Annotated in this window: 28 protein-coding genes; 15 read left to right on the top strand and 13 right to left on the bottom strand. The window is 44.8% G+C overall.

What is annotated here, in order from left to right:
* Positions 1–19: 19 nt before the first annotated feature.
* Positions 20–1,414, top strand: coding sequence for a serine/threonine protein kinase (locus D0A37_RS15645; protein WP_242715687.1), 1,395 nt, complete (start codon positions 20–22; stop codon positions 1,412–1,414).
* On the opposite strand, the gene D0A37_RS15640 is transcribed toward D0A37_RS15645, so the two are convergent.
* Both D0A37_RS15640 and D0A37_RS15635 read right to left on the bottom strand, forming a co-directional pair.
* Positions 1,406–1,705, bottom strand: coding sequence for a homoserine kinase (locus D0A37_RS15640; RefSeq protein WP_445242405.1), 300 nt, complete (start codon positions 1,703–1,705; stop codon positions 1,406–1,408). The two genes, D0A37_RS15645 and D0A37_RS15640, sit on opposite strands and share 9 nt — an antisense overlap.
* Positions 1,689–2,912, bottom strand: a complete 1,224-nt coding sequence (locus tag D0A37_RS15635) for a phytochelatin synthase family protein (protein ID WP_242715685.1) — start codon at positions 2,910–2,912, stop codon at positions 1,689–1,691. The genes D0A37_RS15640 and D0A37_RS15635 overlap by 17 nt, the downstream gene beginning before the upstream one ends.
* A gap of 24 nt (positions 2,913–2,936) precedes the next feature.
* On the opposite strand from D0A37_RS15635, the gene D0A37_RS15630 reads away from it, so the two are divergent.
* Both D0A37_RS15630 and D0A37_RS15625 read left to right on the top strand, forming a co-directional pair.
* Positions 2,937–3,950 carry an aldehyde dehydrogenase family protein gene (locus D0A37_RS15630; RefSeq protein ID WP_278187073.1) on the top strand — a complete coding sequence of 338 codons (1,014 nt, stop codon included), beginning with the start codon at positions 2,937–2,939 and terminating at the stop codon, positions 3,948–3,950.
* Positions 3,951–4,021: 71 nt separating this feature from the next.
* Positions 4,022–4,495, top strand: coding sequence for a DUF779 domain-containing protein (locus D0A37_RS15625; protein WP_242715683.1), 474 nt, complete (start codon positions 4,022–4,024; stop codon positions 4,493–4,495).
* Positions 4,496–4,600: 105 nt separating this feature from the next.
* On the opposite strand, the gene D0A37_RS15620 is transcribed toward D0A37_RS15625, so the two are convergent.
* A complete protein-coding gene (locus tag D0A37_RS15620; protein WP_242715681.1) occupies positions 4,601–5,092 on the bottom strand; it encodes a hypothetical protein in 492 nt (163 codons plus the stop codon).
* Between the two features lie 113 nt (positions 5,093–5,205).
* Complete coding sequence (locus tag D0A37_RS15615) at positions 5,206–5,487, bottom strand: FAD-dependent oxidoreductase (protein ID WP_242715679.1); 282 nt, start codon at positions 5,485–5,487, stop codon at positions 5,206–5,208.
* Positions 5,488–5,741: 254 nt separating this feature from the next.
* On the opposite strand from D0A37_RS15615, the gene D0A37_RS15610 reads away from it, so the two are divergent.
* Positions 5,742–6,697, top strand: a protein-coding gene (locus D0A37_RS15610; protein WP_242715677.1) for an IS630 family transposase whose coding sequence is annotated in 2 segments (ribosomal slippage) — positions 5,742–6,075 and positions 6,075–6,697 — 957 coding nt in all. Because the reading frame shifts where the segments join, the coding sequence is not laid out codon by codon here.
* On the opposite strand, the gene D0A37_RS15605 is transcribed toward D0A37_RS15610, so the two are convergent.
* Positions 6,663–7,427: an NAD(P)-binding protein gene (locus D0A37_RS15605; protein ID WP_242715674.1), complete on the bottom strand. Its 765-nt coding sequence runs from the start codon at positions 7,425–7,427 to the stop codon at positions 6,663–6,665. The genes D0A37_RS15610 and D0A37_RS15605 overlap by 35 nt on opposite strands.
* A gap of 214 nt (positions 7,428–7,641) precedes the next feature.
* Positions 7,642–8,193, bottom strand: a complete 552-nt coding sequence (locus D0A37_RS15600; protein ID WP_242715672.1) for a DUF2854 domain-containing protein — start codon at positions 8,191–8,193, stop codon at positions 7,642–7,644.
* A 317-nt stretch (positions 8,194–8,510) separates the two neighbouring features.
* Between D0A37_RS15600 and D0A37_RS15595 the strand changes: the two genes are divergently transcribed.
* Together D0A37_RS15595 and D0A37_RS15590 are read left to right on the top strand one after the other, a co-directional pair.
* Complete coding sequence (locus tag D0A37_RS15595) at positions 8,511–8,771, top strand: hypothetical protein (protein ID WP_006632500.1); 261 nt, start codon at positions 8,511–8,513, stop codon at positions 8,769–8,771.
* Positions 8,772–8,973: 202 nt separating this feature from the next.
* Positions 8,974–9,144 (top strand): hypothetical protein, encoded by a 171-nt coding sequence (locus D0A37_RS15590; RefSeq protein ID WP_242715670.1) that lies wholly within the window; start codon positions 8,974–8,976, stop codon positions 9,142–9,144.
* A gap of 334 nt (positions 9,145–9,478) precedes the next feature.
* Here the strand turns inward: D0A37_RS15590 and ppk1 are convergent, their stop codons facing one another.
* Both ppk1 and D0A37_RS15580 read right to left on the bottom strand, forming a co-directional pair.
* A complete protein-coding gene (gene ppk1, locus D0A37_RS15585) occupies positions 9,479–11,662 on the bottom strand; it encodes a polyphosphate kinase 1 (protein ID WP_242715668.1) in 2,184 nt (727 codons plus the stop codon).
* 125 nt (positions 11,663–11,787) lie between these two features.
* On the bottom strand, positions 11,788–12,006 hold the full coding sequence (locus tag D0A37_RS15580; protein ID WP_006632503.1) for a helix-turn-helix domain-containing protein: 219 nt from the start codon (positions 12,004–12,006) through the stop codon (positions 11,788–11,790).
* A 164-nt stretch (positions 12,007–12,170) separates the two neighbouring features.
* On the opposite strand from D0A37_RS15580, the gene D0A37_RS15575 reads away from it, so the two are divergent.
* Positions 12,171–12,641, top strand: a complete 471-nt coding sequence (locus D0A37_RS15575; RefSeq protein WP_242715666.1) for a hypothetical protein — start codon at positions 12,171–12,173, stop codon at positions 12,639–12,641.
* A 167-nt stretch (positions 12,642–12,808) separates the two neighbouring features.
* Here D0A37_RS15575 and D0A37_RS15570 read toward each other — a convergent pair whose 3' ends face one another.
* Both D0A37_RS15570 and D0A37_RS15565 read right to left on the bottom strand, forming a co-directional pair.
* On the bottom strand, positions 12,809–14,197 hold the full coding sequence (locus tag D0A37_RS15570; RefSeq protein ID WP_242715664.1) for a UDP-glucose dehydrogenase family protein: 1,389 nt from the start codon (positions 14,195–14,197) through the stop codon (positions 12,809–12,811).
* Between the two features lie 132 nt (positions 14,198–14,329).
* Positions 14,330–15,268, bottom strand: coding sequence for a UDP-glucuronic acid decarboxylase family protein (locus tag D0A37_RS15565; RefSeq protein WP_242715662.1), 939 nt, complete (start codon positions 15,266–15,268; stop codon positions 14,330–14,332).
* Between the two features lie 351 nt (positions 15,269–15,619).
* Here D0A37_RS15565 and D0A37_RS15560 point away from each other — a divergent pair, with 351 nt between their 5' ends.
* Complete coding sequence (locus D0A37_RS15560) at positions 15,620–15,811, top strand: hypothetical protein (protein ID WP_242715660.1); 192 nt, start codon at positions 15,620–15,622, stop codon at positions 15,809–15,811.
* 336 nt (positions 15,812–16,147) lie between these two features.
* Here the strand turns inward: D0A37_RS15560 and D0A37_RS15555 are convergent, their stop codons facing one another.
* Together D0A37_RS15555 and D0A37_RS15550 are read right to left on the bottom strand one after the other, a co-directional pair.
* Positions 16,148–18,835: an ATP-binding protein gene (locus D0A37_RS15555; RefSeq protein ID WP_242715658.1), complete on the bottom strand. Its 2,688-nt coding sequence runs from the start codon at positions 18,833–18,835 to the stop codon at positions 16,148–16,150.
* A gap of 129 nt (positions 18,836–18,964) precedes the next feature.
* Positions 18,965–20,011: an AAA family ATPase gene (locus D0A37_RS15550; protein WP_242715656.1), complete on the bottom strand. Its 1,047-nt coding sequence runs from the start codon at positions 20,009–20,011 to the stop codon at positions 18,965–18,967.
* Between the two features lie 170 nt (positions 20,012–20,181).
* On the opposite strand from D0A37_RS15550, the gene D0A37_RS15545 reads away from it, so the two are divergent.
* The 7 genes from D0A37_RS15545 (at position 20,182) to D0A37_RS15515 (ending at position 23,036) form a co-directional block, all read left to right on the top strand.
* Positions 20,182–20,478 carry a hypothetical protein gene (locus D0A37_RS15545; RefSeq protein ID WP_242715654.1) on the top strand — a complete coding sequence of 99 codons (297 nt, stop codon included), beginning with the start codon at positions 20,182–20,184 and terminating at the stop codon, positions 20,476–20,478.
* Between the two features lie 38 nt (positions 20,479–20,516).
* The gene (locus tag D0A37_RS15540; RefSeq protein ID WP_242715652.1) at positions 20,517–21,074 is read left to right on the top strand and encodes a hypothetical protein; all 558 of its coding nucleotides are present in this window, start codon (positions 20,517–20,519) and stop codon (positions 21,072–21,074) included.
* Positions 21,061–21,615 carry a hypothetical protein gene (locus D0A37_RS15535; RefSeq protein WP_242715650.1) on the top strand — a complete coding sequence of 185 codons (555 nt, stop codon included), beginning with the start codon at positions 21,061–21,063 and terminating at the stop codon, positions 21,613–21,615. The genes D0A37_RS15540 and D0A37_RS15535 overlap by 14 nt, the downstream gene beginning before the upstream one ends.
* Positions 21,616–21,619: 4 nt before the next feature.
* Entirely contained in the window at positions 21,620–21,925 is a 306-nt protein-coding gene (locus tag D0A37_RS15530; RefSeq protein WP_242715648.1) for a hypothetical protein, read from the top strand.
* Positions 21,903–22,049: a ribbon-helix-helix domain-containing protein gene (locus D0A37_RS15525; protein ID WP_242715646.1), complete on the top strand. Its 147-nt coding sequence runs from the start codon at positions 21,903–21,905 to the stop codon at positions 22,047–22,049. The genes D0A37_RS15530 and D0A37_RS15525 overlap by 23 nt, the downstream gene beginning before the upstream one ends.
* Before the next feature lie 83 nt (positions 22,050–22,132).
* Positions 22,133–22,471 carry a nucleotidyltransferase domain-containing protein gene (locus D0A37_RS15520; protein WP_242715644.1) on the top strand — a complete coding sequence of 113 codons (339 nt, stop codon included), beginning with the start codon at positions 22,133–22,135 and terminating at the stop codon, positions 22,469–22,471.
* A complete protein-coding gene (locus tag D0A37_RS15515) occupies positions 22,455–23,036 on the top strand; it encodes a DUF5958 family protein (protein ID WP_242715642.1) in 582 nt (193 codons plus the stop codon). Before D0A37_RS15520 ends, D0A37_RS15515 begins: the two co-directional genes overlap by 17 nt.
* Here D0A37_RS15515 and D0A37_RS15510 read toward each other — a convergent pair.
* Positions 23,001–23,321, bottom strand: a complete 321-nt coding sequence (locus D0A37_RS15510; RefSeq protein ID WP_242715640.1) for a hypothetical protein — start codon at positions 23,319–23,321, stop codon at positions 23,001–23,003. The two genes, D0A37_RS15515 and D0A37_RS15510, sit on opposite strands and share 36 nt — an antisense overlap.
* Positions 23,322–23,385 lie beyond the last annotated feature (64 nt).

Raw genomic sequence — 23,385 nt, 5'->3', positions numbered from 1 at the left:
TCAACCCAGGCAGAAAAATATGGAAATACTACAACTATCGGAAAAAATCCTTGCTGAAAGATATCGCATAATCGGTAAATTAGGACAGGGTGGAGTTGGGATCACCTATGCTGCTGTAGATTTAAACAGCAATCAAAAAGTTGCACTCAAAGCTTTGTCCCTGCGCCTGACTACTGAATGGAAGAAAATCGAGTTATTTGAACGAGAAGCAAAAACTTTATCGGGATTGAATCATCCGGGAATTCCTCGCTACATTGACTACTTTCAAGTTGATACTTCCCAAGATCGTTGTTTTTATATCGCCCAACAACTCGCACCGGGAAAATCTCTCGCACAGTTGATAGAAAATGGCTGGAAACCAAATGAAGCGCAAGTTCGTCATATCGCCTATCAATTGCTAGAAATTCTGGCTTATCTGCAATCGCTGTTACCTGCTACTATCCACCGAGATATTAAACCCCAAAATATTATTCTGCAAAAAAATGGGCGAGTCTTCCTAGTTGATTTTGGCGCCGTTCAAAATACTTACCATCATACCGTTACTGGAGGCAGTACCGTTGTCGGAACCTACGGTTACATGGCACCAGAACAATTCAGGGGAAAAGCTGTATTATCAACAGATTTGTATGGATTAGGGACAACGCTGCTTTTCCTGTTAACCCAGAAATTTCCATCTGATTTACCCAGACACAAGCTGAAGGTAAAATTCCGCGATCGCGTCTCTATTTCTCCAGAGTTTGCCGACTGGTTAGAGAAGATAATTGAACCCGCAATTGAAGATCGATTTCACTCAGCAAAAAATGCTTTATCAGCGTTGCGAGGGGAACAGCCAAGCGGGATTAATCCCGAAAAAATGTTTAAGATATCGCCCCAATCCCGAATTACTTTAATTGACGCTAAACGGTGGTTATTCATTAAGATATACCCCAATCGTTTACCTAGCAAACTCAAATCGTTTTTCCAATTCATTCATCTGAGTTATAAAGTTTTACTTCCCTTCTCTTTGATTCTGGGATTTTTTGTAAGCCTAGGGGAGATAGGCCGACAGTCGAGTTCGACATATGGCTTGTTTAAATACGCTGTGGCCGACTGGCTATATAAATTATTTGAGCCATTTTTCTTTATATCAATCCAAGCTGTAATAATATTTACCGTATTTTATGCTTTGATGTTCTTATGTAGGTGCTTGTGTAGGATTGCTTCTCGTCTATTCACTAAACCAATTCAAATCACCCCTCAAGATATCCAGCGGGTAAAGTTAAGCGGAATTCATTTGCCATTGCTCAAAAAATCGATGACTTTTTGCCTGATTCGCGCCAAGTCGCGTAACTATTGTTTTGGCTTATTTTTGCCGCAAGCTGAGAAAGAATGGTTGGTAGGGGAATTGAACGATTGTTTAAGTAAACTAACTTAATTCAGTCGAAACTTGTGCTCCTTGAGTATCAAGCCCGATCGCCCTTACATCAGCCTTTACCCCAAATTCCATCCAAGCAGCAGCCATTTCCCTCTCAACCGCCTCAGCGTTAGCCACATCCGTTAAAGCTAAAAGTGTTGGCCCGGCACCGCTAATTACCATTCCATAGGCCCCTGCATTCACGGCGGCTTGTTGCACCGCTTCATATCCCTTAATCAGAGATTGTCGGTAAGGCTGGTGAATTTTGTCTTGGAGGGCGCAGCGCAGCCAGTTTTCATTGCCAGTTTCCAAAGCCCGCACTAGGGATATTACACTGATGTCCCTTGGAATATAAAGTGTAAAACTCCTGGAGTGCGGACATTTGTTCTCTCAATCTAGATATCTCTATATCCAAGGGAGGGAGTAGTTTCTCAAGGTGGCGAACCTCACTAAACCACAGTCGTAACTCGGGTTTGAGAGTTGCATAGAGCGTTTCGGGACACGACAGTAATATTGCTGTTATTATCTCTGCTACGAATGGCTGTTGCGATCGCCACTTGCGTACAACAGACATTGCATCCGAGTCATCGCTTGACAAGCATTGGTGAACAATATCAAACAGTGAATTTAAGTGAATAGCTGCCCGTAATTTCTCAAGTTTCTCTCCTGTCTCTGACGAAGTATGCACCATAGTTGTGAACTCAACAGGCAAATGGTGCAGGATGGTACTGCCAACTGAAGCAATTGAATCAGGTTGCTCTTTTCTCAGAATGTCTGGGAGTATTTCTGTAAAGTAAGGAGCAACACTACGCCACTGATGTAAATCAAAAGCAACATGAAAAAAGGTTTCTGGCAACCTTTCACTCTTCTGCAATAAAATATAACCTCGACATTGATTAGTGACGGGATCGACAGGTTCAAATGCTTGCCATAACAAAGGCAAAGAAACCCAGTGAGGTGGATATTTGAAACGGGCAACATCCAGCAGAAGAACGAGATCCCGCTGTGGATGATAGCCACCAATTGGTGAAAAGTGACCATCACCCGTTTGTCCCAATACCTTTCGGCTGTAGGAAACAACTAGATGAATATCACCTGACGCCGTAGTCACCTCCTCAACTGCTTGCCGAAAGTTTTCCAAGCTGCTTTGGTAGTAACGGTTAGGTTTTACAACAGCACCGTTGCAACGTGCTATACAGACAAACTCATCAAAGGTGATACCGTTTTCTTTAATGACTGAAAGAGGTAAACAACAGTCTAAAAATTCCTCTCCATACCATCTCCACACCCCTTTCCAAATGCGACCCGGATCGATGGATAAGGCATTAAGAACAACAACTAAACTACCCAATCCACAAAAAGCGGGTTCTGCTTGAGTATGAAACTGTTCAGCTAGAGCAAAATACCCTTCCATACCTCCCAATGCCAAGGCTTCTCGAAAAATTTGCCTTCCCTCTACGGAGGAAAAGGCAATAGCAGAATCGGGGAGTGAACGACGATAGAACCCTTGAGCAGACATTGAGTGTTTTAACCTTTATTGCTTATGGTGCTAATAAATATTATGCAAGAGCGTCACATTGATAATGATGAATGCACTTATTTACTATTTTTTCAATTACTTCGCAAGCTGCATCGGAGCTCAAGAAGGCTCGATCGGCGAACTCGACGAAACCACCGTGTCATTAACGGGCGCGGCGCCGAAATCGGCAAAACCCTCGCCACCAGTCGCCGGATTGCCAAAGTCGCCTTCACCGACGAAACCACCACCGGCAGGCTAATCATGCAATATGCCTCCCAAAATGTCATCCCCGTCACCCTAGAATTAGGCGGCAAATCCCCCAACATTTTCTTTGAAGATATCTGCGCCCAAGACGACGAATTTCTCGACAAAGCAGTCGAAGGATTAGTCATGTTTGCCTTCAACCAAGGCGAAGTGTGCACCTGTCCCTCCCGCGCCTTAATTCAGGAGTCAATCTACGATCGATTCATGGAAAGGGCGATCCATCGCATCCGTCAAATCAAACAAGACAACCCCTTAGATCCGACAACCGCCCTCGGCGCGCAAGTCTCCGTCAACCAGATGGAAAAAATCGCCGAATACGTCAAAATCGGTCACGCCGAAGGCGCAGAATGTCTAATTGGTGGCGAAAGAAACATCTTATCCGGCGACTTGCAAGACGGCTATTATTTCCAGCCGACAGTCTTCAAAGGAAACAACAAAATGCGAATTTTCCAAGAAGAAATCTTCGGCCCAGTATTAGCAGTCACCACCTTCAAAGACGAAGCCGAAGCATTAGAAATTGCCAACGATACTCTCTACGGTTTAGGTGCAGGAGTTTGGACTCGCGACATCAACACCGCCTACCGCATGGGTCGCGCCGTTCAAGCAGGCCGCGTGTGGACAAACTGCTATCACCTCTATCCAGCCCACGCAGCATTCGGCGGCTACAAATCATCTGGTATCGGCCGCGAAAATCACAAAATGATGTTAGATCACTACCAGCAAACTAAGAATTTGTTTGTCAGCTACAGCCCGAAAGCTTTAGGTTTTTTCTAAAGTCTTCACTTATGGGTTTGTAGTGAGGAGTAAAGTCCTTCAACTATTAAATTATGTCAGGAACAGGCAAGATGCCTGTTCCACAAAGAGGGAATTTTCTGCTTGTGGGGTGTACCGCCCGCCCACAAATACAATTTAGATGCCTGATAGCTTACTATAAGCTCATAATAATAACTAGAGATTTTTGTAAACAGACTGCAATGGAAACTGCAAAAGTCACCGCAACAGAAGCGGCTTTAAAATTAATTAACCATCTCAAAACTAAACACGGAGAATTGATGTTTCACCAATCCGGCGGCTGCTGCGACGGTAGTTCCCCCATGTGCTTTCCCGATGGCGAATTGATAATCGGTGATGGTGACGTATTGCTGGGCGAAATAGGCGGTTGTCCCTTTTATATTGCAGCCCAGCAATACAAATATTGGCAGCACACGCAGTTAATTATAGACGTGGCATCGGGGCCAGGAGGCAGCGATTTTTCCCTGGAAGGGCCGGAGGGAGAGCGTTTTATTACTCGTTCCCGGTTGTTTGTTAATGCTGATTAACCTGTTTTTTTTTATTCCAATCGCTTAGGGAGTAAGATTAAATGAACCGCGAAGGCGCTAAGAACGCGAAGGAAGAAAAAGAAGAAGATGCAGTTGTTGCTTCGACTACAAACGTATTTCCTCAATAAAGGAGATACCATCGAAAATGCCATTTTTAAAGGCTTGAGTGCTACGAACTCGCTGATTTTCGCTGAGTAATGTCATTGTTTCAACGAAGGTTATCAATGCGTTATCTTGGGTTTTAGTTGCCCGAAAGCAAACGGTTTCCTGGCCTGCATCCCAGGCGATCGCGGAAAAATCCGAATAACTGTTAGAAGACATTTTCAGCATCCGATTTTCAAATTCACCTTCAAAATTTAACTGGAGGCGAGAACCATCTGAATATTCATAATTGTTAACTTGTCGGTAGCGACTCCCCTCAATCGAGATGGTAAAATTACCCAAGAAGCTGCGAGAAAAATGTCCGCGAGTATCGGTCTTAATATACTCACCTTGCCAAGTGCCAATATGACGCGTGAAAATTTCAGGAACTTTCTCTAAATCAGGAGGATTTAGAGGGGGGAGAGTATCTTGATGAATCACCAAATCGTTACTCATTGATTGGCCTCCACTTTCTTTACAAAACGCGATCGAGTAAAATGCTTTTTTCTGAGATACCCTATTTCTTCACGAAGTCGGGCATCTGGGTATATTGATGATTTTTAAGTGGGCTAACGACGGCCTATTTTCAGACTCATTTCACGGCTAGTGCGTTGATATTCATGGACAATAGGTAATCTTTCCGCTTGAAAATTTTCCAGCGCTTCGGCAATATTAGCACTATCTCTGAGATGTTGTGCTAAACACAGACCATCTTCCCAACCGGAAGTCATACCTCTAGCGCGTGTGGAACTTTTCGCGTGGGCCGCATCTCCAATTAAGATAACACGACCATCATAGATTTTTGGTAGGGGGTCAATGTCATAGGAAAAACGACAGACAATATTTTCCACAGGGGTTGATTCAATTACTTTTCGCGCATCCTCTGGGAGTTTGGCTAGTTCTTGGGGAGGAATGGTAATATAGCATTTCTTAGAAAGATGAGGTATAATATAACTGACTTAAACGGAGTGAAAAATATAGAACTTCAAAATGTTATACAGCTCTAATTAAATAGGGCGATCTTCGAGCAGTAGTCCCTCGACCCGCAGCAGTCACTAGAATGACAACTATCTCAAATTTTAGCAAGGATCACGCATTAGTAAAAATGAAAACTTATTCGATTGATTTTAGACAAAAAATTATGGATGTGTACCATAATGAACCGCTGTCACAAAGAGCAATAGCTAACCGTTTTTGTGTAGCCCTAAGTTTTGTCCAAAAATTGGTTAAACAGTATCGTGACACCCAAAACATTGCTCCTCGCACTGAGCGATGTGGAGTCAAATTAAAACTGAATGCAGAACAACTGCTAATTTTAGCGGAATTGATTGAAGCAAACAATGATGCAACTCTCGAAGAACTCCGTTATTTACTGTACCAAAAAATTGGTTTTACCATCAGCGTAGCAACGATGGGAAGAATGGCAAAACTCTTAAACATGACTTTGAAAAAAAAACTCTTTTCCCGTCAGACAAAGGCACTGACAGGGTTCAGAACCTGCGATACGAGTTCTGGCAAAAAATTAGAGAAGTTTGTTTCAAAGACTTAATATTCATTGATGAATGTGGAGTAAACTTGGCAATGGTTAGGTTATATGCTCGATCTCTAAAAGGTTCAAGAGCCAAGGGATCAAAACCGAATAAACGCGGAAGAAATGTCTCAATAATTGGAGCTATATCGGTCAAAGAAGTCCTAACATCAGTTAATTTAATAGGTACAACTGATGCAATTACATTTGAGGCTTTTATTATCCGAAAATTAGTGCCAAAGTTATGGAAAGGTGCTTGTGTAGTCATGGATAATTGTACTATTCATACCGGAGAAGAAGTAGAAAAAGCCATCCAAAAAAAAGGGGCTAAATTAATATACTTGTCGCCCTATTCGCCGGATTTCTCCCCAATTGAAAATTTATGGTCAAAACTTAAAAATATTCTCCGTTCTATCAAGACACCTAATTATAAAGAGTTAGCAAAAGCCATAGAGTTTGCATTTAGTGAAGTTACATCAGCAAATATTTGGAATTGGTTTACTCACTGCTGTTATTGTACCTCACCTTTGTAAGAAATGCTATATTATTAGGTTGGAGTTTCCCGGTTTCGGAGTCTGTGCGCTCTTTTTCAATAAAGAAACCCCAATGAGTGCGACCACCGCCAATGTGAAAGAAGTTGGCATAAATTCCTCGACCGCGTACATAAACAAAAAAGTTTCCTTCTGGACAGAAGCTGTGATCTTCGACAATTCCTCGCCAGACGATATCGCCTAAATAGAAGAGTTCAACACCTGGAACTATATACTGACGAACCTTGGAGACGATTCCATCTGCACCAATTAAAAGATCGCCTTCCCATTTACGGCCATCTTTGAAGTGGACGATCGCACTGTGCTCGGTTTGGGCGATCGATGCTAATTCCGCATTAAAATGAATACACTCAGGGGGTAACTTGTCGAGGAGTGCTTCTAGAATAGCTTTGCGGTGTACCAGCATTCCTGGAAGTTCATGTTCTTCGTAGGTGACTGGTTCGGAATTGATGACACCGCCGCGGAGGTTGCGAAACTCGAATAGTTTAACTCGATCGCCTGAGTTGATAATTTTTTCGGTGATTTCAGGGTTGCCTTGATGAAGTGCTTGCATACCTGCTTGTACGATCAGGATACCACAGCCATCGGTGCGCGGATGGGGTGCTTTTTCAAACAAGTCAACTTGAAACCCTTGTTGAATCAGCAGAATTGCTAGATAAACTCCTGATGTTCCTGCGCCGATAATACCTATCCTACTTTGGGACGAAACCATTTGTGCTTCTCCTGATTTAAGATTGCCGATCGGTTCTCAACTATTATTGTAATTAAGGAAAATCTAATTTGCGCGATCGCTCTATTGCGGATTGAGCTTTTGCTGATAATAGCGACAGCTTGAAACCTGCAGCTATTATCAGTATCTCGACTGGTGCAGGATTAATTTTTAATTGACGAGTTCAAAATTGACGCACTCCAAACTTAAGACTACTTTAAGCTTGAGTATTTTTAATGAGAGCCAATTCAATTTTGTCACCAGCCTTGTGACTCACTTGCGCGCGCAAACCCGGCCCAAAAAAAGTAGCTATTTTTTCTTGCTTTTCTTCCCAGACTTCGATCGACATTAGCGGCGAATAAAACTCTAGAATTAACCCATAAGCACCATCAACATTAACTTCCCGCAACCCTTGCAGGAGCGGCCGTTCCTCGTCTGTTGGGGCCAGGCCCAAGCGCTCCAAAGCATCATCTAAGTGCGCGGGTTGGCCGTAGCGAAATCGCGTAATATCTTTGCGGACTTGGTTTTGAGTATCTGTGGCCTGACTTTCTCGCAGGAGAAGAACTTCGGGAGAAGTTGGTTCGGTGAACTCCACTGGTTCGAGTTCAGCCGCTTTCAGGGCCAAACCTCCCAGCAACAGCGGAATTCCATAAAAAAAACCGGCTAGGTTCAGGGTAGGTCTATCTGTGAAGTATGCTCCGAACCCGACTGCTGCTATAATACCGCCCACAACTAAGGCTAGGTTTGCTAAAGAAATTTTACGTAACATATTAGTGAGGTAAGTAGTCGGACAGAAATAATATACTTTAATTATTATCTGTCAAAAAGTCTTGAATAAATTTAGTTTTTTTGCCAAAAGACCTGCAAAAACTGCTAGCATCTATGAGCGCGGGAGCGGTGTGCATCCACAGTCTTGTCTCTAGGTTCAGAAGCTTATCCTGCCGGACTCGCCCGGGCACGCCATCGGTAAATATCCGTGTTAATTGCGCGGCGTTGGTTCCAGAAGGCAATCGAGATCGGCAGTATCATCAAAGTATACAGAGTGGCGATCGCAGACACTCTTGCCCTTTAAACCATTTTTCGGACATGATTAAAGACGAAGACAAACAAACTGCTGGAGCAAACAAGGCGGTTTTGGAGCAGATTAACTCGCTCAAACGCGAAGATGAAAGGCTTTATAATATCTTAGCGATCGATGTCTGGGCCCTAGCCAAGACGATGGATGAATATCAACCGGGATTTTGGGCTGCTTTTATGAAAAACCGGGAGAAGGCCCTGAAGCGATTTTTAGCCGGAATGATGAAAAATAAACCCGCAGATACCAAACGTCCGCCTTTTTTGCGCTAAAATTTGGCTGAAGTTTGGGGGAAGTTTTGATGTACAATCAAACTATAACACAGACCCAAAAACCCTGAGCAGGTTCATCACTTCCCATATAAAAACAGTGAAGGATTTGCCCAAAAAGGTATGTCGGTGGATTAAGAATCTCCGTCTGTTCGCAGGGGGGAATGTCAAATATTTTTGTTAATAGTAGCAAAGGCAAAAAACCATGGATGCACAAACAATCAAAGAGCGCGTAGCACTGATCGAGAGCAAGCGGGAATCCCTCGTGCGGCTGTTAGATCGATCGGACTTGGGAGCCGTGAGAATAGATGTGAGTCAGGCGATCGAAGAAATTGACGATCTCTTAGAAGAATTTAAGCGGACTTTTAACAGTTAAGTAGTCATTAGTCAGTAGCCATTAGTCAGTAGTCGGCTAACCTGCCGCGCATTTAATTTGCACGTAGCAATCCTTTCGTCAGTTATAAACGTGGTTTGGGTTTCTAGTCGGGACGGGCTAGAAGCCCATCCCACAACTGGGAGGGACGGGCTTCTAGCCCATCCCAGAAATCCTGCAAGGATTGCTATAGTTGTGTTTACTAAAAATCTTGTGGGGTGGGCAGGAGAACCCGCCCAAAAAGTTAAAATTAAATGCAGTACAGCTTAATAGCTAACAAGAACCGACCACTGCTAACTGCAAATTTGACTACTGACTAATGACCACTAACTAATAACTAATTCATCACCATATCCATCAAAATTTGCTGAGAACTTACTTCTGGGCAATTAGCAGGCGGCCGCCGCTGAGAGTAGTGTCCGCCAGACTGCAAATCCCAAGCTTGGCGGTTGTCAGCCAGCATTACCCCCAAAATTTCTTGCAATTCCATGGCAATTGTCGGGTCTTCCACCTGAACTATGGCCTCAACCCGTCTGGTGAGATTGCGCTGCATCCAGTCAGCAGAACCAATATACACCTCTTCGTTGCCACCGTTGAAAAAATAAAACATCCGAGAATGCTCTAAAAAGCGACCGATAATACTGATAACTCGGATATTTTCGCTAACACCCTCAACGCCGGGACGCAAACAGCAAATCCCCCGGATAATCAAATCAATTTTAACTCCCGCTTGCGAAGCTTCGTACAAAGCAACAATGATTTGAGGGTCAACTAAAGCGTTCATTTTAGCGACTATGCGGCCGCAGCTACTGATACCGCTTTCGGCCTGCAAGCGACAGAAGTCTGCCTCGCGCCGGATTAAAGCTAAAAATCGCTCGCGCATATTGACCGGCGCTACCAATAATTTGCGATAAGATACCTGTCGCGAATAACCAGTCAAATAATTAAACAAATCCGCCAAATCCGAACCCAAATCCTCGCGACAACTCAACAAACCCACATCGGTATACAGTCCGGCTGTTTTGGGATTGTAATTGCCCGTGCCGATGTGGACGTAGCGACGGATGTACCCCTCCTCGCGACGCACTACCATCACAATTTTGGTGTGGGTTTTGAGTCCCACCAAACCGTAAACTACATGGACTCCAGCTTGTTCTAATTTACGAGCCCAAAGAATATTATTTTCTTCGTCAAACCTAGCTTTGAGCTCTACTAAAACGGCTACCTGCTTGCCGTTTTCTGCTGCTTGAATTAAGGCGCTGACGATCGGCGAATCTCCAGAAGTGCGGTATAAAGTCATTTTAATCGCTAATACCGAGCGATCGTGCGCCGCCTCAGTAATAAACCGCTGTACCGTCGCCGCAAACGAGTGATAAGGATGGTGCAGCATCAAATCGCCCTGGCGGATGGCGGTGAAAATATCCTCGCCCTCCTCAGCATCCAACCTCGATTTGTCTAAAATCCTTGCCGGTTCCGAGTTTCGCAAGCGCGGCGGCACAACCGGAGTCCAAGGCGGGTCTTTCAGTTCCGGCGCTGGCAGCCCCACAAAAGACATCAAATCCTTGAGGCCTAGCAGCCCCTCTACGACGTAAACATCTTGCTCGCCGAGGTCCAGTTCCTCCATCAGCATATCTCGCAGCGCAGGCGGCATAATCGCTTGAATTTCCATCCGCACCGCAGAACCTCCAAACCGGCGCTTGCGGAGCTCCTGTTCTATTGCCAGCAGCAAATCCTCTGCCTCATCTTCCTCCACCGTCAAATCGGAATTGCGAGTAATGCGGAACGGGTGATATTCCTCAACGTCCATCCCCGGAAACAAAGCTTCTAAATTGTGGGCAATCACCTGTTCTAGGGGCACGCCAGTCCAAACAGGAGATTTGCCCCTCTGCTGCCACTGCAAATCCCCCGGTAGTGGCAAAAACCTCGGCAGTACCTGCGGTACTTTGACACGGGCAAATAATTCTTCCCGCGTGTCAGGGTCTCTGACTACTACTGCTAAATTAAGGCTGAGATTGGAAAGGTAGGGGAATGGGTGGCTGGGGTCAACTGCTAGGGGAGTGAGTACGGGAAATACTTGTTCTTTGAAGTAGCGGTGCAAGTAATTGCGCTGTTCTTGATTGAGGTCAATGTAGTCGAGAATGTAGATTTCGCTTGCTGCTAGTTTCGGCCGCAGGGTTTGCTCAAAATACGAGTGCTGCTGAGTAACCATCGGCAAAAGCCGCTTGTTCAGGGCATCTAGCTGTTGTTGGGGCGTGCGGCCGTCGGAGGTCAATTTGCTGACTTTTGCGTGTACTTGTTGTTTGAGGGCGCCCACGCGCACCATAAAATATTCGTCTAGGTTGGAGCTAAAAATAGCGAGAAATTTGAGTCTTTCTAGCAGGGGCGTGCGGGGGTCGAGGGCTTCGTGGAGCACGCGGTTGTTGAATTCTAGCCAGCTTTGTTCTCGGTTGAAGTAGTATTGAGGATCGCTGAGGTTGATTTCAGTGTAGGTTTTGGCGGGGGTCTTTTTTGGCTTGGGCATGGTTTGAGGGAGTCTTTGGGAGGCTCGGTTGATCGCATCTGTGAATTAGTATCGCAGGTTAAACTATTTGTTCGCATCTGCTTTTGGTCGATCGCTCAAACATTGAATTTAGGCAAAACTTTCAACTATTTTTCTAGGATTACCACGAAATCCTCAATCATCACATCAAAAGTTCGAGCCAGCTTGTGGACTGCTGCAAAGTCAACCATTGCCATACCCTGAGAACGGGCATAATTGCTAATGGTACTGTAGCCCACGCCCGATCGCTCCGCAACTTCCTTGAGCGTCCATCCCTTCTCGGCAGCCAACTCTCGAACCCGCAATCTGACTAAGCCTTTGCTCATATTGACTATTTACAAAATTTTGGATTTAGTATAATATATCAAAAAGCGATCGCCCTCGGTCGGCCAACTAAAGACGATCGCCAGTTAAAATTAATCCCGACAGATAATTTCTGTCGATCGCACCTAGCAGATAGATTTACCTACCACCACCAGATGCAACTACAATGGTATCAGAAAATCAGTTAAGATCGTCAGCGATCGGCGCATCAAAAATTATTCACAAATCGTCGATCGTCAATCCGCGATCGAGATTTGTCACCGAAGAAACAGTAGCACTCCTATTCAACATCTCACCCGAACAGATATACCGGATCGAATGCTGCCACAACGTGGTGTACGTTCATGCCAAAGGCCTGAGTCGATTTGTCAGCTACGCCGATTTCCCCCCAATCTTAGAAGTAAAACCGCCCTGTGCTCAAGATTTTGTCGCATGGTACAAACGCTGGAAACGGACACAAGCACCAGAATTTTGGACTAAATTCTATACGTACAACTTCAAAACGGCTGTTTCAGTTGACAGCTTGCTTGAGTGGGGTAAATTAGTCGCTACAGTTAAATCGGTAATTTGTGCCTCAGCGCTGCAACAGCTACGAGATGTTTACGCTCAAGAAAAAACATTGATGGAACATTTTTAAAGTAGGCGGGGCGGAGCAACCCGCGATTGTGGGTCTCCAGCAATATACAGCAGATTCGAGGTGTATGAAGTACACTCCGCGAGCGAATGCCGTAGGGACACGGCACTGCCGTGTCCCTACCTCTGCTAGTACCCTACGGGAGAGAAATTATGCTCAAAACTCACCCTTTACCTTCCAATCCCCACATATTGGAAACCAGACGCTTCTAAAGCCTTCTTGTCTAAGAAATTGCGGCCATCAATCATCACCGGATGATTCATCAACTTCGCCATTTTATCGTAATCTAAATTACGAAACTGTTCCCAGTCAGTCACCAACACCAAAGCATCGCAACCATCAGCCAGTCTTTCCGGATCGGTTTCTACCAACACTCCCGACAAACCGTGACGCATCCCAGTTTGAGAAACAATCGGATCGTAAGCTTTAACTTTCGCTCCCAATCGGTTTAAACTCTCGATTAAATTCAGCGCAGGAGCATCTCGCAAATCGTCAGTATCCGGCTTGAAAGTCAAACCCAAAAGTCCGACAGTTTTACCTTTGAGAATCTTCAAAACTTGTTGCAACTTTTCAATAGCAATCAAGCGCTGGCGTTCGTTAACTTCCACCGCTGCTTTCAGCAAATGCGCCTCGTAACCGTAATCCTCAGCAGTGTGAACTAAAGCCGAGACATCTTTGGGGAAACAAGAACCACCCCAACCAATGCCAGCTTGCAGAAACTTGTTGCCAATGCGCGAATCTAAGCCGATACCTCGGGCAACTTGACTAACATCTGCACCAACGCGATCGCAAATATTAGCAACTTCATTAATAAAGCTAATCTTCGTAGCCAAAAAAGCATTAGCTGCGTACTTAATCATCTCCGCTGAACTGATATCAGTCATCACCACAGGAACCTCCGGCAAAGACGGATTTTCTGCAAACTTGCGATCGACAATCGGCCGGTATAACTGTAGCATCATATCCATGGCCCGCCGAGAGGTGCTGCCGAGAACAATGCGATCGGGATTAAAAGTATCGAAAACAGCACAGCCCTCGCGCAAAAATTCCGGGTTGCTAACCACATCAAATTGAACACCTTTTTTTGCTGCTACTTCCTCACCAGTAGCCCCCTCACCGCTTTGAGGTTTTTGACGTTCTGCTAAACCGTCGAGTACAATTCTTCGCACCCAATCCCCCGAACCGATGGGCACCGTTGACTTGTTTACGATTACTTTGTAATCGCCGTCGAGGTGAGCGCCAATCCCACGAGCAACCGCTTCCACGTAGCGAGTATCGCTTTCCCCAGTAGGCAAAGGAGGCGTCCCCACGGCAATAAACAAAATGTCCCCGTGAGCCACTCCGGCGGCCAAATCCGAAGTAAATTCTAGATTGCCAGATTCAGATGCAGAAGACATTAATTCAGACAGTCCGGGTTCAAAAATTGGCGAATGTCCAGACTTCATTAATTTAACTTTTTCTTCGTTGTTGTCTACGCAAATCACGTGGTGGCCGATGTGGGCCAAGCAAGTGCCGGTGACTAAACCAACGTATCCTGTACCGATGACGCAAACGTGCATAGAAATCTCCTCAAAGTTAGTAAATAAATCAGATGAAAGAAAGAAGGAAAAACAGTTTGTAGGGGTACTGCCCCTGTGCCTACCCTTAGTGAGGCAAACTACGGGGAGTTTGCCCCTACAAATCGGCCGTCTCTACTTTTGGTTTCCCTCAATGCGATCGCGAAAATCCTTTATAGTCAACTCTAAACCTTGATCCAGCGGCACAGTTGGCTCCCACCCCAACCAACTCTTAGCACGAGTAATATCCGGTTGTCGCTGTTTGGGGTCGTCTTCCGGCAGCGGTTTAAAGATAATTTCTGCCCCTGGATTTATCATATTTTGAATTTTTTCTGCCAGTTCCAAAATAGTGTATTCGCCGGGATTCCCCAAATTCATCGGCCCGATTTGGTCGCTATTCATCAAACGAATAAATCCTTCCACCAAATCAGAAACGTAGCAAAAACTCCGTGTTTGGGAACCGTCGCCGTATACTGTCAGCGGTTGATTCCGCAAAGCTTGAGCAATAAAATTGCTCACTACTCGGCCGTCATTTTCCAACATTCGGGGGCCGTAGGTATTGAAGATTCGTACAACTCGAATGTCTACTCCATTTTGGCGATGGTAATCAAAAGATAAGGTTTCAGCTACTCGTTTCCCTTCGTCATAACAACTGCGAATTCCTATACAATTAACGTTGCCGCGATAATCTTCTGTTTGCGGATGGACATCAGGATCTCCATACACTTCGGAAGTGGAAGCGAGAAAGAATCTTGCTTTTACCCGTTTTGCCAATCCCAACATATTCATCGTGCCGATGACATTTGTTTTAATGGTCTTGACAGGGTTGTACTGATAGTGTATGGGGGAAGCGGGACAGGCCAGATGGTAAATCTGATCTACCTCTAACCGAATCGGTTCCGTGATGTCGTGGCGGATTAGCTCAAAATACGGGTTGTCCAGCCATTTGAGGATATTGCGTTTAGTCCCGGTGTAAAAGTTATCCAGGCAGACTACCTCATGTCCTTGGGCCATTAAGCGATCGATTAGGTGGGAACCGAGGAAACCCGCACCGCCTGTGACTAAAATTCTCATTGTGGAAACTGCCGTTCTGTTTAGGGGTAGGACTGGAGTACAAAAATTCAGTCGCTCGAATGAAACTTACTAATAGAATAACAAAATTGCGATCGACAATGTAAAGACTTATGCGTTACTTTTATAAAATCTTTAATTAACTTAGCATTTTCCAAGACTTTGAACAAAGTGCTATAATTCCAAAATCTTCGCTAGCAATTTTTATTTAAGTTTCACTATTTCCGAAAAAATACTGTTGACAATACTTTTGTTATTTGTTAATGGTTATTAGTTAGTTGATGACTTCGGTTTAAGGTTGGGCGATGCCCTACGTGATAGCTGCGCTTCAGGGGCTTGTTGGAAAAAACAAGGGTGGATTTATCTCAAAAGCAATATGAGAGAAGTTATGTCGATTTGGCGAAGAGGATGTCCGCCACTTTCAACCCTGGGTTGCACCCGTTCAATTGCGAGTTATGGAGATTGCAGCCAGAACTAAATCAGGTGGATTTTGTAGCCTTTAGTTTTACAGTTTCTCAAGAATCGAGCAAAGTTACGATCGGCTAAAGTTGTCTCGAAGGCGAAATCCGTGCCAGAGTCTGATAAAGTTCGCAGTCTTTGTATCATTAAGCGTGCTGCGAGGATAGTAAGTGACTCTGGATTGAATGGGGACATTCCGACCGCGCATCTGCATTGACAGATTCAAAACATTCTCAAAATAAAAATTTGGTAATAATATCGGGAAAACCGTAGTTTTACTTGAACCATTAGGGCCGCCAACCATGTAAATATTTGGCCTAATAGTAATATTAATTTTATAGCTTGTCTCTTAGTCGCCCTCTGCTGGGACGAGAGTTGGTGTAGGATTGGTTTCAACCGCCGAATCCTCAAAGGGATAACTAACTATCCCTTCCCTCCCCATGACATCTCAACCCAGCGGCGGAATAGTTCGACAGTAATACTGTAGCAACCATCACTTTCTCGAACCACATCGTGGCGTTCGAGAGTTTTTAGTGCTTCCTGTAAAATGGTCTCATCCATCCCTGTTTCTTGACTCAGCCTGTCGAGATTCATTCCTTCTAAGTGAGGTGCTAAGGCTTTTAAAATCTCCTGTTGTCCCGATGCGCCTTGCGCTGCTTGACCCCAAACTCCTGTAAAATAGTAGCGACCTCGGCTGAAGAATTCCGGGTCATTGATGACAGTTGCTACGTCTTCTAGTGTAAACATTGGATCGCGGGGGCGTCCCATTTCAAATACTTGGTCGTTGTAGAGGCGGACTAACAGAAATCCTACCAATTGCGTGAGGTAGGGTTGGCCGTGAGTTAGTTCATAAATGCGATCGAGTGCTTCAGGTTTGTAGTCGAGGAGAAAATCATCATCGGGATTGGCTAAAACTTGGCGAGTTGCACCTAGACTCAGGAAACCTACTCGGATGGGAATAATGCTAGCAAAAAAAGGATTGAAATAATCCTCGGTCATTTCATCCAAGGTGTGCAATCCGGCAAAAACAAAGGCTACTTTAGAACTCATTTGCACCATCCCTCGCAAAAAACCGATAAAATCTTGATTGATGTTCCCAGCGTCTATCAATTCTTCTATTTTTTCAAACTCGTCTAAAGCAACGATCAATCCACTTTCTACATTTGCTATTACTTGTTCGATGTAGCGTCCAAAAGTGACATAGGGTAAATCGAGTAAATCGCGATCGGCAGGAGGTGCAATTTTGACTGTTTTGGCAATGGCATCGGTGATGAATATTAGCAGTTCGCCGACTCCTTGAGAGCAATCTCCTACCCGCAGCAAATTGACATAAGCTACCTGTACTTTGGAGCCTAAGCAGTTGCTAGCATTCAACAAAATCGAAGTTTTTCCCATCCGCCGATGACCGTAGAGAGCCACAGATTGAAGCGGATTGCCTTTTACCCACAACTCCTCTAGCTGTCTGATGATGTCTTCGCGGCCGACAAATAGCTTGCCTTGAACTGGATCGCCAATTATATAGGGGATACTGACAGGTTGAGTAATCGAAATATCTCCGATTTTTCCGGTCACTTGCAGTAATATTTGTTGCCATTTTTGGGCAGTTTGAATAATTAAATTTCGTTCACATTGTGGTATAATATCTGGAGTATCGAGGATAGTTTCAAGCTCACCTAATGCTCGGTTGAGGGCAAGGGAACGGGCAGAACGAGATACGCTATTGTGGACGACTTGAACATCGGCAATTACCCGCCGTAGAGAGGCAATTGCTGTCCAAGAAGTCTCACGCAGCAGAGGTGGATTTGGGGAAGCAGGCAGTTTCAGGAAAGCAATCTCGGCTAGTTCTCCTGTTTGGTGAAAATCTGTGAGAATCTGCGCTAAGGTAAACATCTCGTCTCCATAAAGCAGATCTCGCACTACAGCGAAAGCTTCTGTGGCTTTCTCTGCTTTTTGCTCGTGGAGATACCAAAAACCAGCGGCAGAGGCACGGGCAGGAGTATTTAAACGAATTTCTGTTTGAAAAAGAGCTTGAATTTGTTGTGGCCAAGGTGCGGTGATGAAAAAACCTGCTACTGCTTCTGACTTCATTCCTTCACTTAGAGAAGCTGAGGCAAAACGCACCAACTTCCAATCATAAGGATCTTCTGATAATTGAGCGACGCGATAGATAAGTTGGTCTTTTGGTGTCTCTGCCAGTACACGATTTACAGCTTTAACAACAGGGATAAACTGAAGGGTAAATCCTAGTAATTGGTTAATGTTATGCAATCCTGTTTCCCAATCCCGCCTCAGCCAATTAGCTATTTGCGAAGATAGGTAGGGAAGGGGAAGTGGGGTAATGTGGGGAAATTGTCTATTTTGCTGTTGACGCTGGAGTAGGGTAAACGGTAAAGCGAAAAGCCAATTTTCAGGACGTGCGATCGGCGTGGCGATCGCCAGGCCGAACGCCACGCCCAACGCCACGCCGGACGCCACGCCGGACGCCACGCCCAACGCCACGCCGGACGCCACGCCCAACGCCACGCCGGACGCCACGCCCAACGCCACGCCGGGCGCCACGCCCAACGCCACGCCGGACGCCACGCCCAACGGCACGCTCCACGCCAGGCCGGACGCCACGCCCCACCCCAGGCCCCACGCCACGCCGGACGCCAGGCCGGATCCCACGCCCCACACCACGCCCAACGCCACGCCCAACGCCAGGCCGGACGCCACGGCCCGCGCCACGCCCCACGCCACGCCCCACGCCACGCCGAACGCCACGCCCCACGCCACGCCCAACGCCACGCCAGACCAATCGATAGAAACGCCTATTTCCTCGAAAAGTCTACTCAAGCCTACGGGGATAACAATGATTAACATCAAGGCTTGTAGAATTAACTGACGCTGGACGGAATTTTGACGCAACCAGTCCCACTTTTCTCGCCAGGTTTTGGCGTCTTGTAAATTAGATTTACCCCCAAAAGTAGACTCATACCACCGCACAGCTTGAGGAAAGAAAAACACCCAATATAACAATCGCAGGTAATCTAAAGGATTCCACAAAGAAAGAGAACGCTTCAGTTTGGGAGCTAAATCTAACCGAGGAACAGGGCGATCGTTTTGACTCATAAATAAGTGGGGATGAATAAACAGGACTTACGCACGGGTGGTGAGAAACCGGGTTTTTTACCGAATCTGCGATGTTCTAACGAAATATTTTCGTAAAAAACCCGGTTTCTGGGCCCCCATGTTTAAGTCCTAGTTGATATAACCAGCATAAGTTTGATAGCACAACTGCATCAATTTCTGAGGATAGCCGCCACTTTCAGCAATTAACTCCGCAATTTCTTTCTCAGTAAAATTCACGGGCTGAGCAACAGGTGTTAACCAGGAAGCCTGGAGGCGACTAACAATAAATTCGCGGCTGATTCTTTCATCCCATTGCGTCAGATTTTCCTCAATACAAATCCCTTTAAAAGGAGATGTCATATTTTTATCTTGACTGTCAGGAAACAGCGTATCGAGAGAGGTGCAGGCGGCGACAACTAGACGCAAAGGTGCGTTATTTCCCTCCGCCAAACCCCGCAATTGGCCGCGTACTTGGTTAGTAAATCCATCCCAGGTCATTTTCTCGACTTCATCTAAAAGCAACAGCAATCGGTGCGATTCTAAAGCCCGTTGTAGTAAATATCCTTTTGCTGTCTCGATACTCACTAAGCTGCACAAAGCACCATAAAAGTCATCTTCATCGCGAACATTTTGCAAATTCAGGTAAATGGGTTGGCGTGGAGAATGGAGTTGATTAGGTGCTTTTTGGTAAATGGCTTGTAGGAGAGAACTTTTGCCGATCGCTCTTTCGCCAATGATTGCTACGCTACTGCCACTATTCAGCGTCTCGAACACCCGCCGAATTTCCCTTTCTCTGCCAAAGAAAAATTTCTGATCGTCTATCTTGCCATGCTGGGGAATAAAGGGATTATTGTGGTTGATATTTAGCTGTTCTAATTCTGCTATTGGATTGTCATTTGGTAATGAGTTTTGGGGCGATGGCGTTCCATTGGGTTCTCGAATTTCTTGCCAATCCAATCCTAAAGCCTTGCAAATTGCCACAAAATACTGGGGCTTGACACCCTTACAGTTGAAAAAATTATTAACTCTACCAAGACCGATGCCTGTCTGTGACTTTTTGCCCTCCCCTATCACAACACAATCAGCTAAGTCTTGGCGACTCCAGCCTTTGTCTGTGAGAGCTATTTGTGCTTTTTCGATTCCTGCCTGGGATGCTTTGAGCGTTGGTTGTGGCATAGCCAAATTACAAACCTTTTAAGTATTGTAGCAAGCGATCGCCAACCAAACGCATACCAAACGCATACCAAACGCATACCAAACTCATACTAATTGAAACCTATACACAGGCTGACTTTCAAGCTTTTCCCCTTTAAGATTAAAACATCTCCAATAAGAAAGTAGCAATCATGAAAGCTAAACCAAATATCACACCTGCTAAACCCAAATCTACTAAAATGACTCGTAAAAACACTTTTCCTCAATCTCCCTCTCCTTTCCAGTACGTCTTCGCCACTGTTATCTTTTTTACCTTACTTTCTGGAGGAGTCTCTTTACGAATTAGTACCGAAGATCAGCCATCTCCCCAACAAGCTCGCATTTTTGAGACTTGCAATAGCACTTGGAATATGGGTGTGGGTGCGATTTTCGGACTTTTAAGTAGTAAGGTAGTTCAAAATAATGATGATGATGATGATAATGAGTAATCTCTGATAGTTTATTTGCAAAATGGCGATCGCCCTTCATGTCCAAAAGTGCGATCGCCCTCCTAAAATTAGTTAATGGTATAATCATCAATCAAATACCATTTAGGAGTCAACCAATTATTTTGAATAATGGCAGAGATACTTCTGAAGACACTCCAGAAGTTATAGAACAGGATATAATAGACCAAACGATTGAAGTAGGAAGTGGTTGTGACTGGAGAGGCAGTGGAGTAGAACCTCAGTGGCATAATCCAAAATCCATCAAAGCCTACGACCATATTGATCGCCATCATGGCCCAAAACTGAAACCCCTTAATTTTAGAGGCAGGGCGGCATCAAAAAATCAGCCTCAAGGCCAGTGGCTAAATGCTCAAGACTGGGTAAAAGCTGAACAAGTCACACCGAAATATCCCGGTCGTTACATTATAAATTTCAAGCGTTCTATTGGGAAAGTTCACTATCCAGATGGAACAATAATTGAAAATGTTACCCATGCTTTTATTAAAAGGAAACCAGATGGAACATTCAAATCTGCTTATCCTGTTCTCAATGATGCTACGCTGTCCTCATTAGATAGGAGCGATGATGATGAATAACTATAGCAATTTTACAATTCACCTAGAAGAACCTAATGGCGAAAAATATGCTGACGCACCAGATGACACATTAGGAGAACTTTCGCATTTTGAACTAGGTCTGAAACTATTTTGCTTTGAATGCGATCGTCTAGTCTCAATAGAAATCGGTGAAGAAAAACTAAACGTTTTTTTAGACCCCGATATCTGTATGCTGCTAGAAGATGAACTCCCCAAAAAACTGAGTGAGTTATCCCAAGGAAAACCCATCAACATAGAATTTGTTGAAAGTGTTTGCATCACTCTGGAATTACAGCCCTTAGCCAAGGATCGAATTAGCTGCAATTTAAAAAACTTTGGATATTTATCTCCAAACCAGTTTACCCTAAAATCCAGAAATCAACATTTTGAACTGAATAAAACTCAAGTCATAACAGAGTCAAAGGAATTTGTCGAACAACTTATGGAAATGGCTCTAAATGGTGGCTATATCACCCTCGAAGAAAAGCAAGAATTCCTGATGCCACTCCGCGAAATTGCTCCTGCTTCGGCTATCTCGTAATTAAGTGCGATCGCCCTTCATGTCCAAAAGTGCGATCGCCCTCGATAATTTGACAGTTAACTTATCAAAAACCCTCCCTCAAAAAGTTATCCTCGGCGAGAGGGTAAATCAAACACCACTTCAAATCGGATGTTGGGCACTCGTTGCCGAAACAACTGAAGATGTCCCTCCGCATCCGGCTGCGATAGCGACCGACGATCGCCCATTGCAAGCTGGACGGGCGAGGTGTCACAATAGGGGAAACTTCCAACAGATTGCAGGGCATGAGCGACAGCGAGAGGATTTCAGTGGTTTTGCCAACACAGGCTAAAAAGGATATCGAAAAGTTGTGCGATATCGAAAAGCGATCGATCTCCAACTTTGTCTACCTTCTGATTCAAGAGGCGATCGACCAAGCAAAAACATCCGGCAAGCTCAACTCAACAGATGACTGAAACTAAAACTTGATTTATCGTGCTTAAATTTTAAATCGAGAAGTGCGAAAAAACTCGCCTACTGCAATGCTAATATTCATTAAATGAGAGGTGTAAAAACATGGCAAGCAGCAGGCATATGTCCAGAAGATGCCAGGAGAATTCAGAATGCAGCCGATCGCACAAAACAAACAATCATAGTTGTTGGCAGTCGAGCAAACGGGACAAGTACGCCAACTTCTGACTGGGACTATATAATGTTAGGTAACTCTCGCCAGCGGCATTCCGCTCGCAGTTCCGTCCCTCGCGGTACAAGTGGCGGCGAAATTAATAGTTCAGGTCGAGAAACGGGAATCGATATTTTTACTGGCCCCCTCATCTCAGGAGAACCTCACGTTATATTTGAGCCCGACTTAGGAGAGGCAAATGAATCTAGCCGATGAAATTAGAATCAATCAAATTCAACAAGAATTAATTAGCCACGAAGATGCAAAAAACTGGTTTTTAAGCTTCCCAACCGAATCCCAGCAGGAAATATTGCAGCGGCTATCCTACATGACCCTCCAAGCAGGGGCGCGAGAAGAAGATGTTTCCCTAGCTATTGCCAAATCAAAACTTCGCCCAACTTACACCCCTTGTGTGTTGCTGAGTAGAGGGCGATTAAAAGAACAAATGGCAAAGCTTTTGAAACTGCCGCCCTCAGAATCTATCAAAACCTTTTTCCTGTTAATGAGTTTATTGGCAATTGCCGATGCGCGCAGGTACTGCAAATATTGTCAAGATGGCTGTAGCCACTGGTGGCATCGCGATTTGAGCGATCGCAAAGTTGTAGATGAAATTCGGCGCGAGTTGCAACAAAGCATTTACTCACCTATTTCTAACTTTCCCAAAACAATTAAACTTTCTAAATCTTCCACAGCATCAGGAAGGAAATCTTGTACAGCCCTTCTTACCAACGGCAAAGCAGTTTCATCAGCCCCTCCCAAAATCCGCGTTAGAATCGCCTAGATCTATACCGCGACTAGCTTTTAGTTTCATCAAAACCAAATAAGGCAATCCGATAATTGGCAACCCATCCGGGGCATTATTTGGATTTCTAATTGCCTCTCGTACCCAAGAATCCCTTGATTCAATTACATCCAAATAAGTACCATCAGGCAATTCCCAAGTGCTGGCCCCAATGCTAAGTTTTCCCGTTCTTCGGCTACCAGCTTGTTCTAATTCTCGATAAAGATTAGCAGCATCCTCAGTTAATACTAAAATATCCACATCCTCGGTCATTCGTTCAGGCATATAGAGGCGCGTAGCAATCCCTCCTACTACGACAAACAGAGTCTTTTGAATAATTTTTTAATGT

Source organism: Microcoleus vaginatus HSN003 (genome assembly GCF_022701255.1).
GTDB lineage: Bacteria > Cyanobacteriota > Cyanobacteriia > Cyanobacteriales > Microcoleaceae > Microcoleus > Microcoleus vaginatus_B.
The sequence above is the reverse complement of the archived record's forward strand: the minus strand, read 5'-3'. Positions and strand labels throughout refer to the sequence as shown.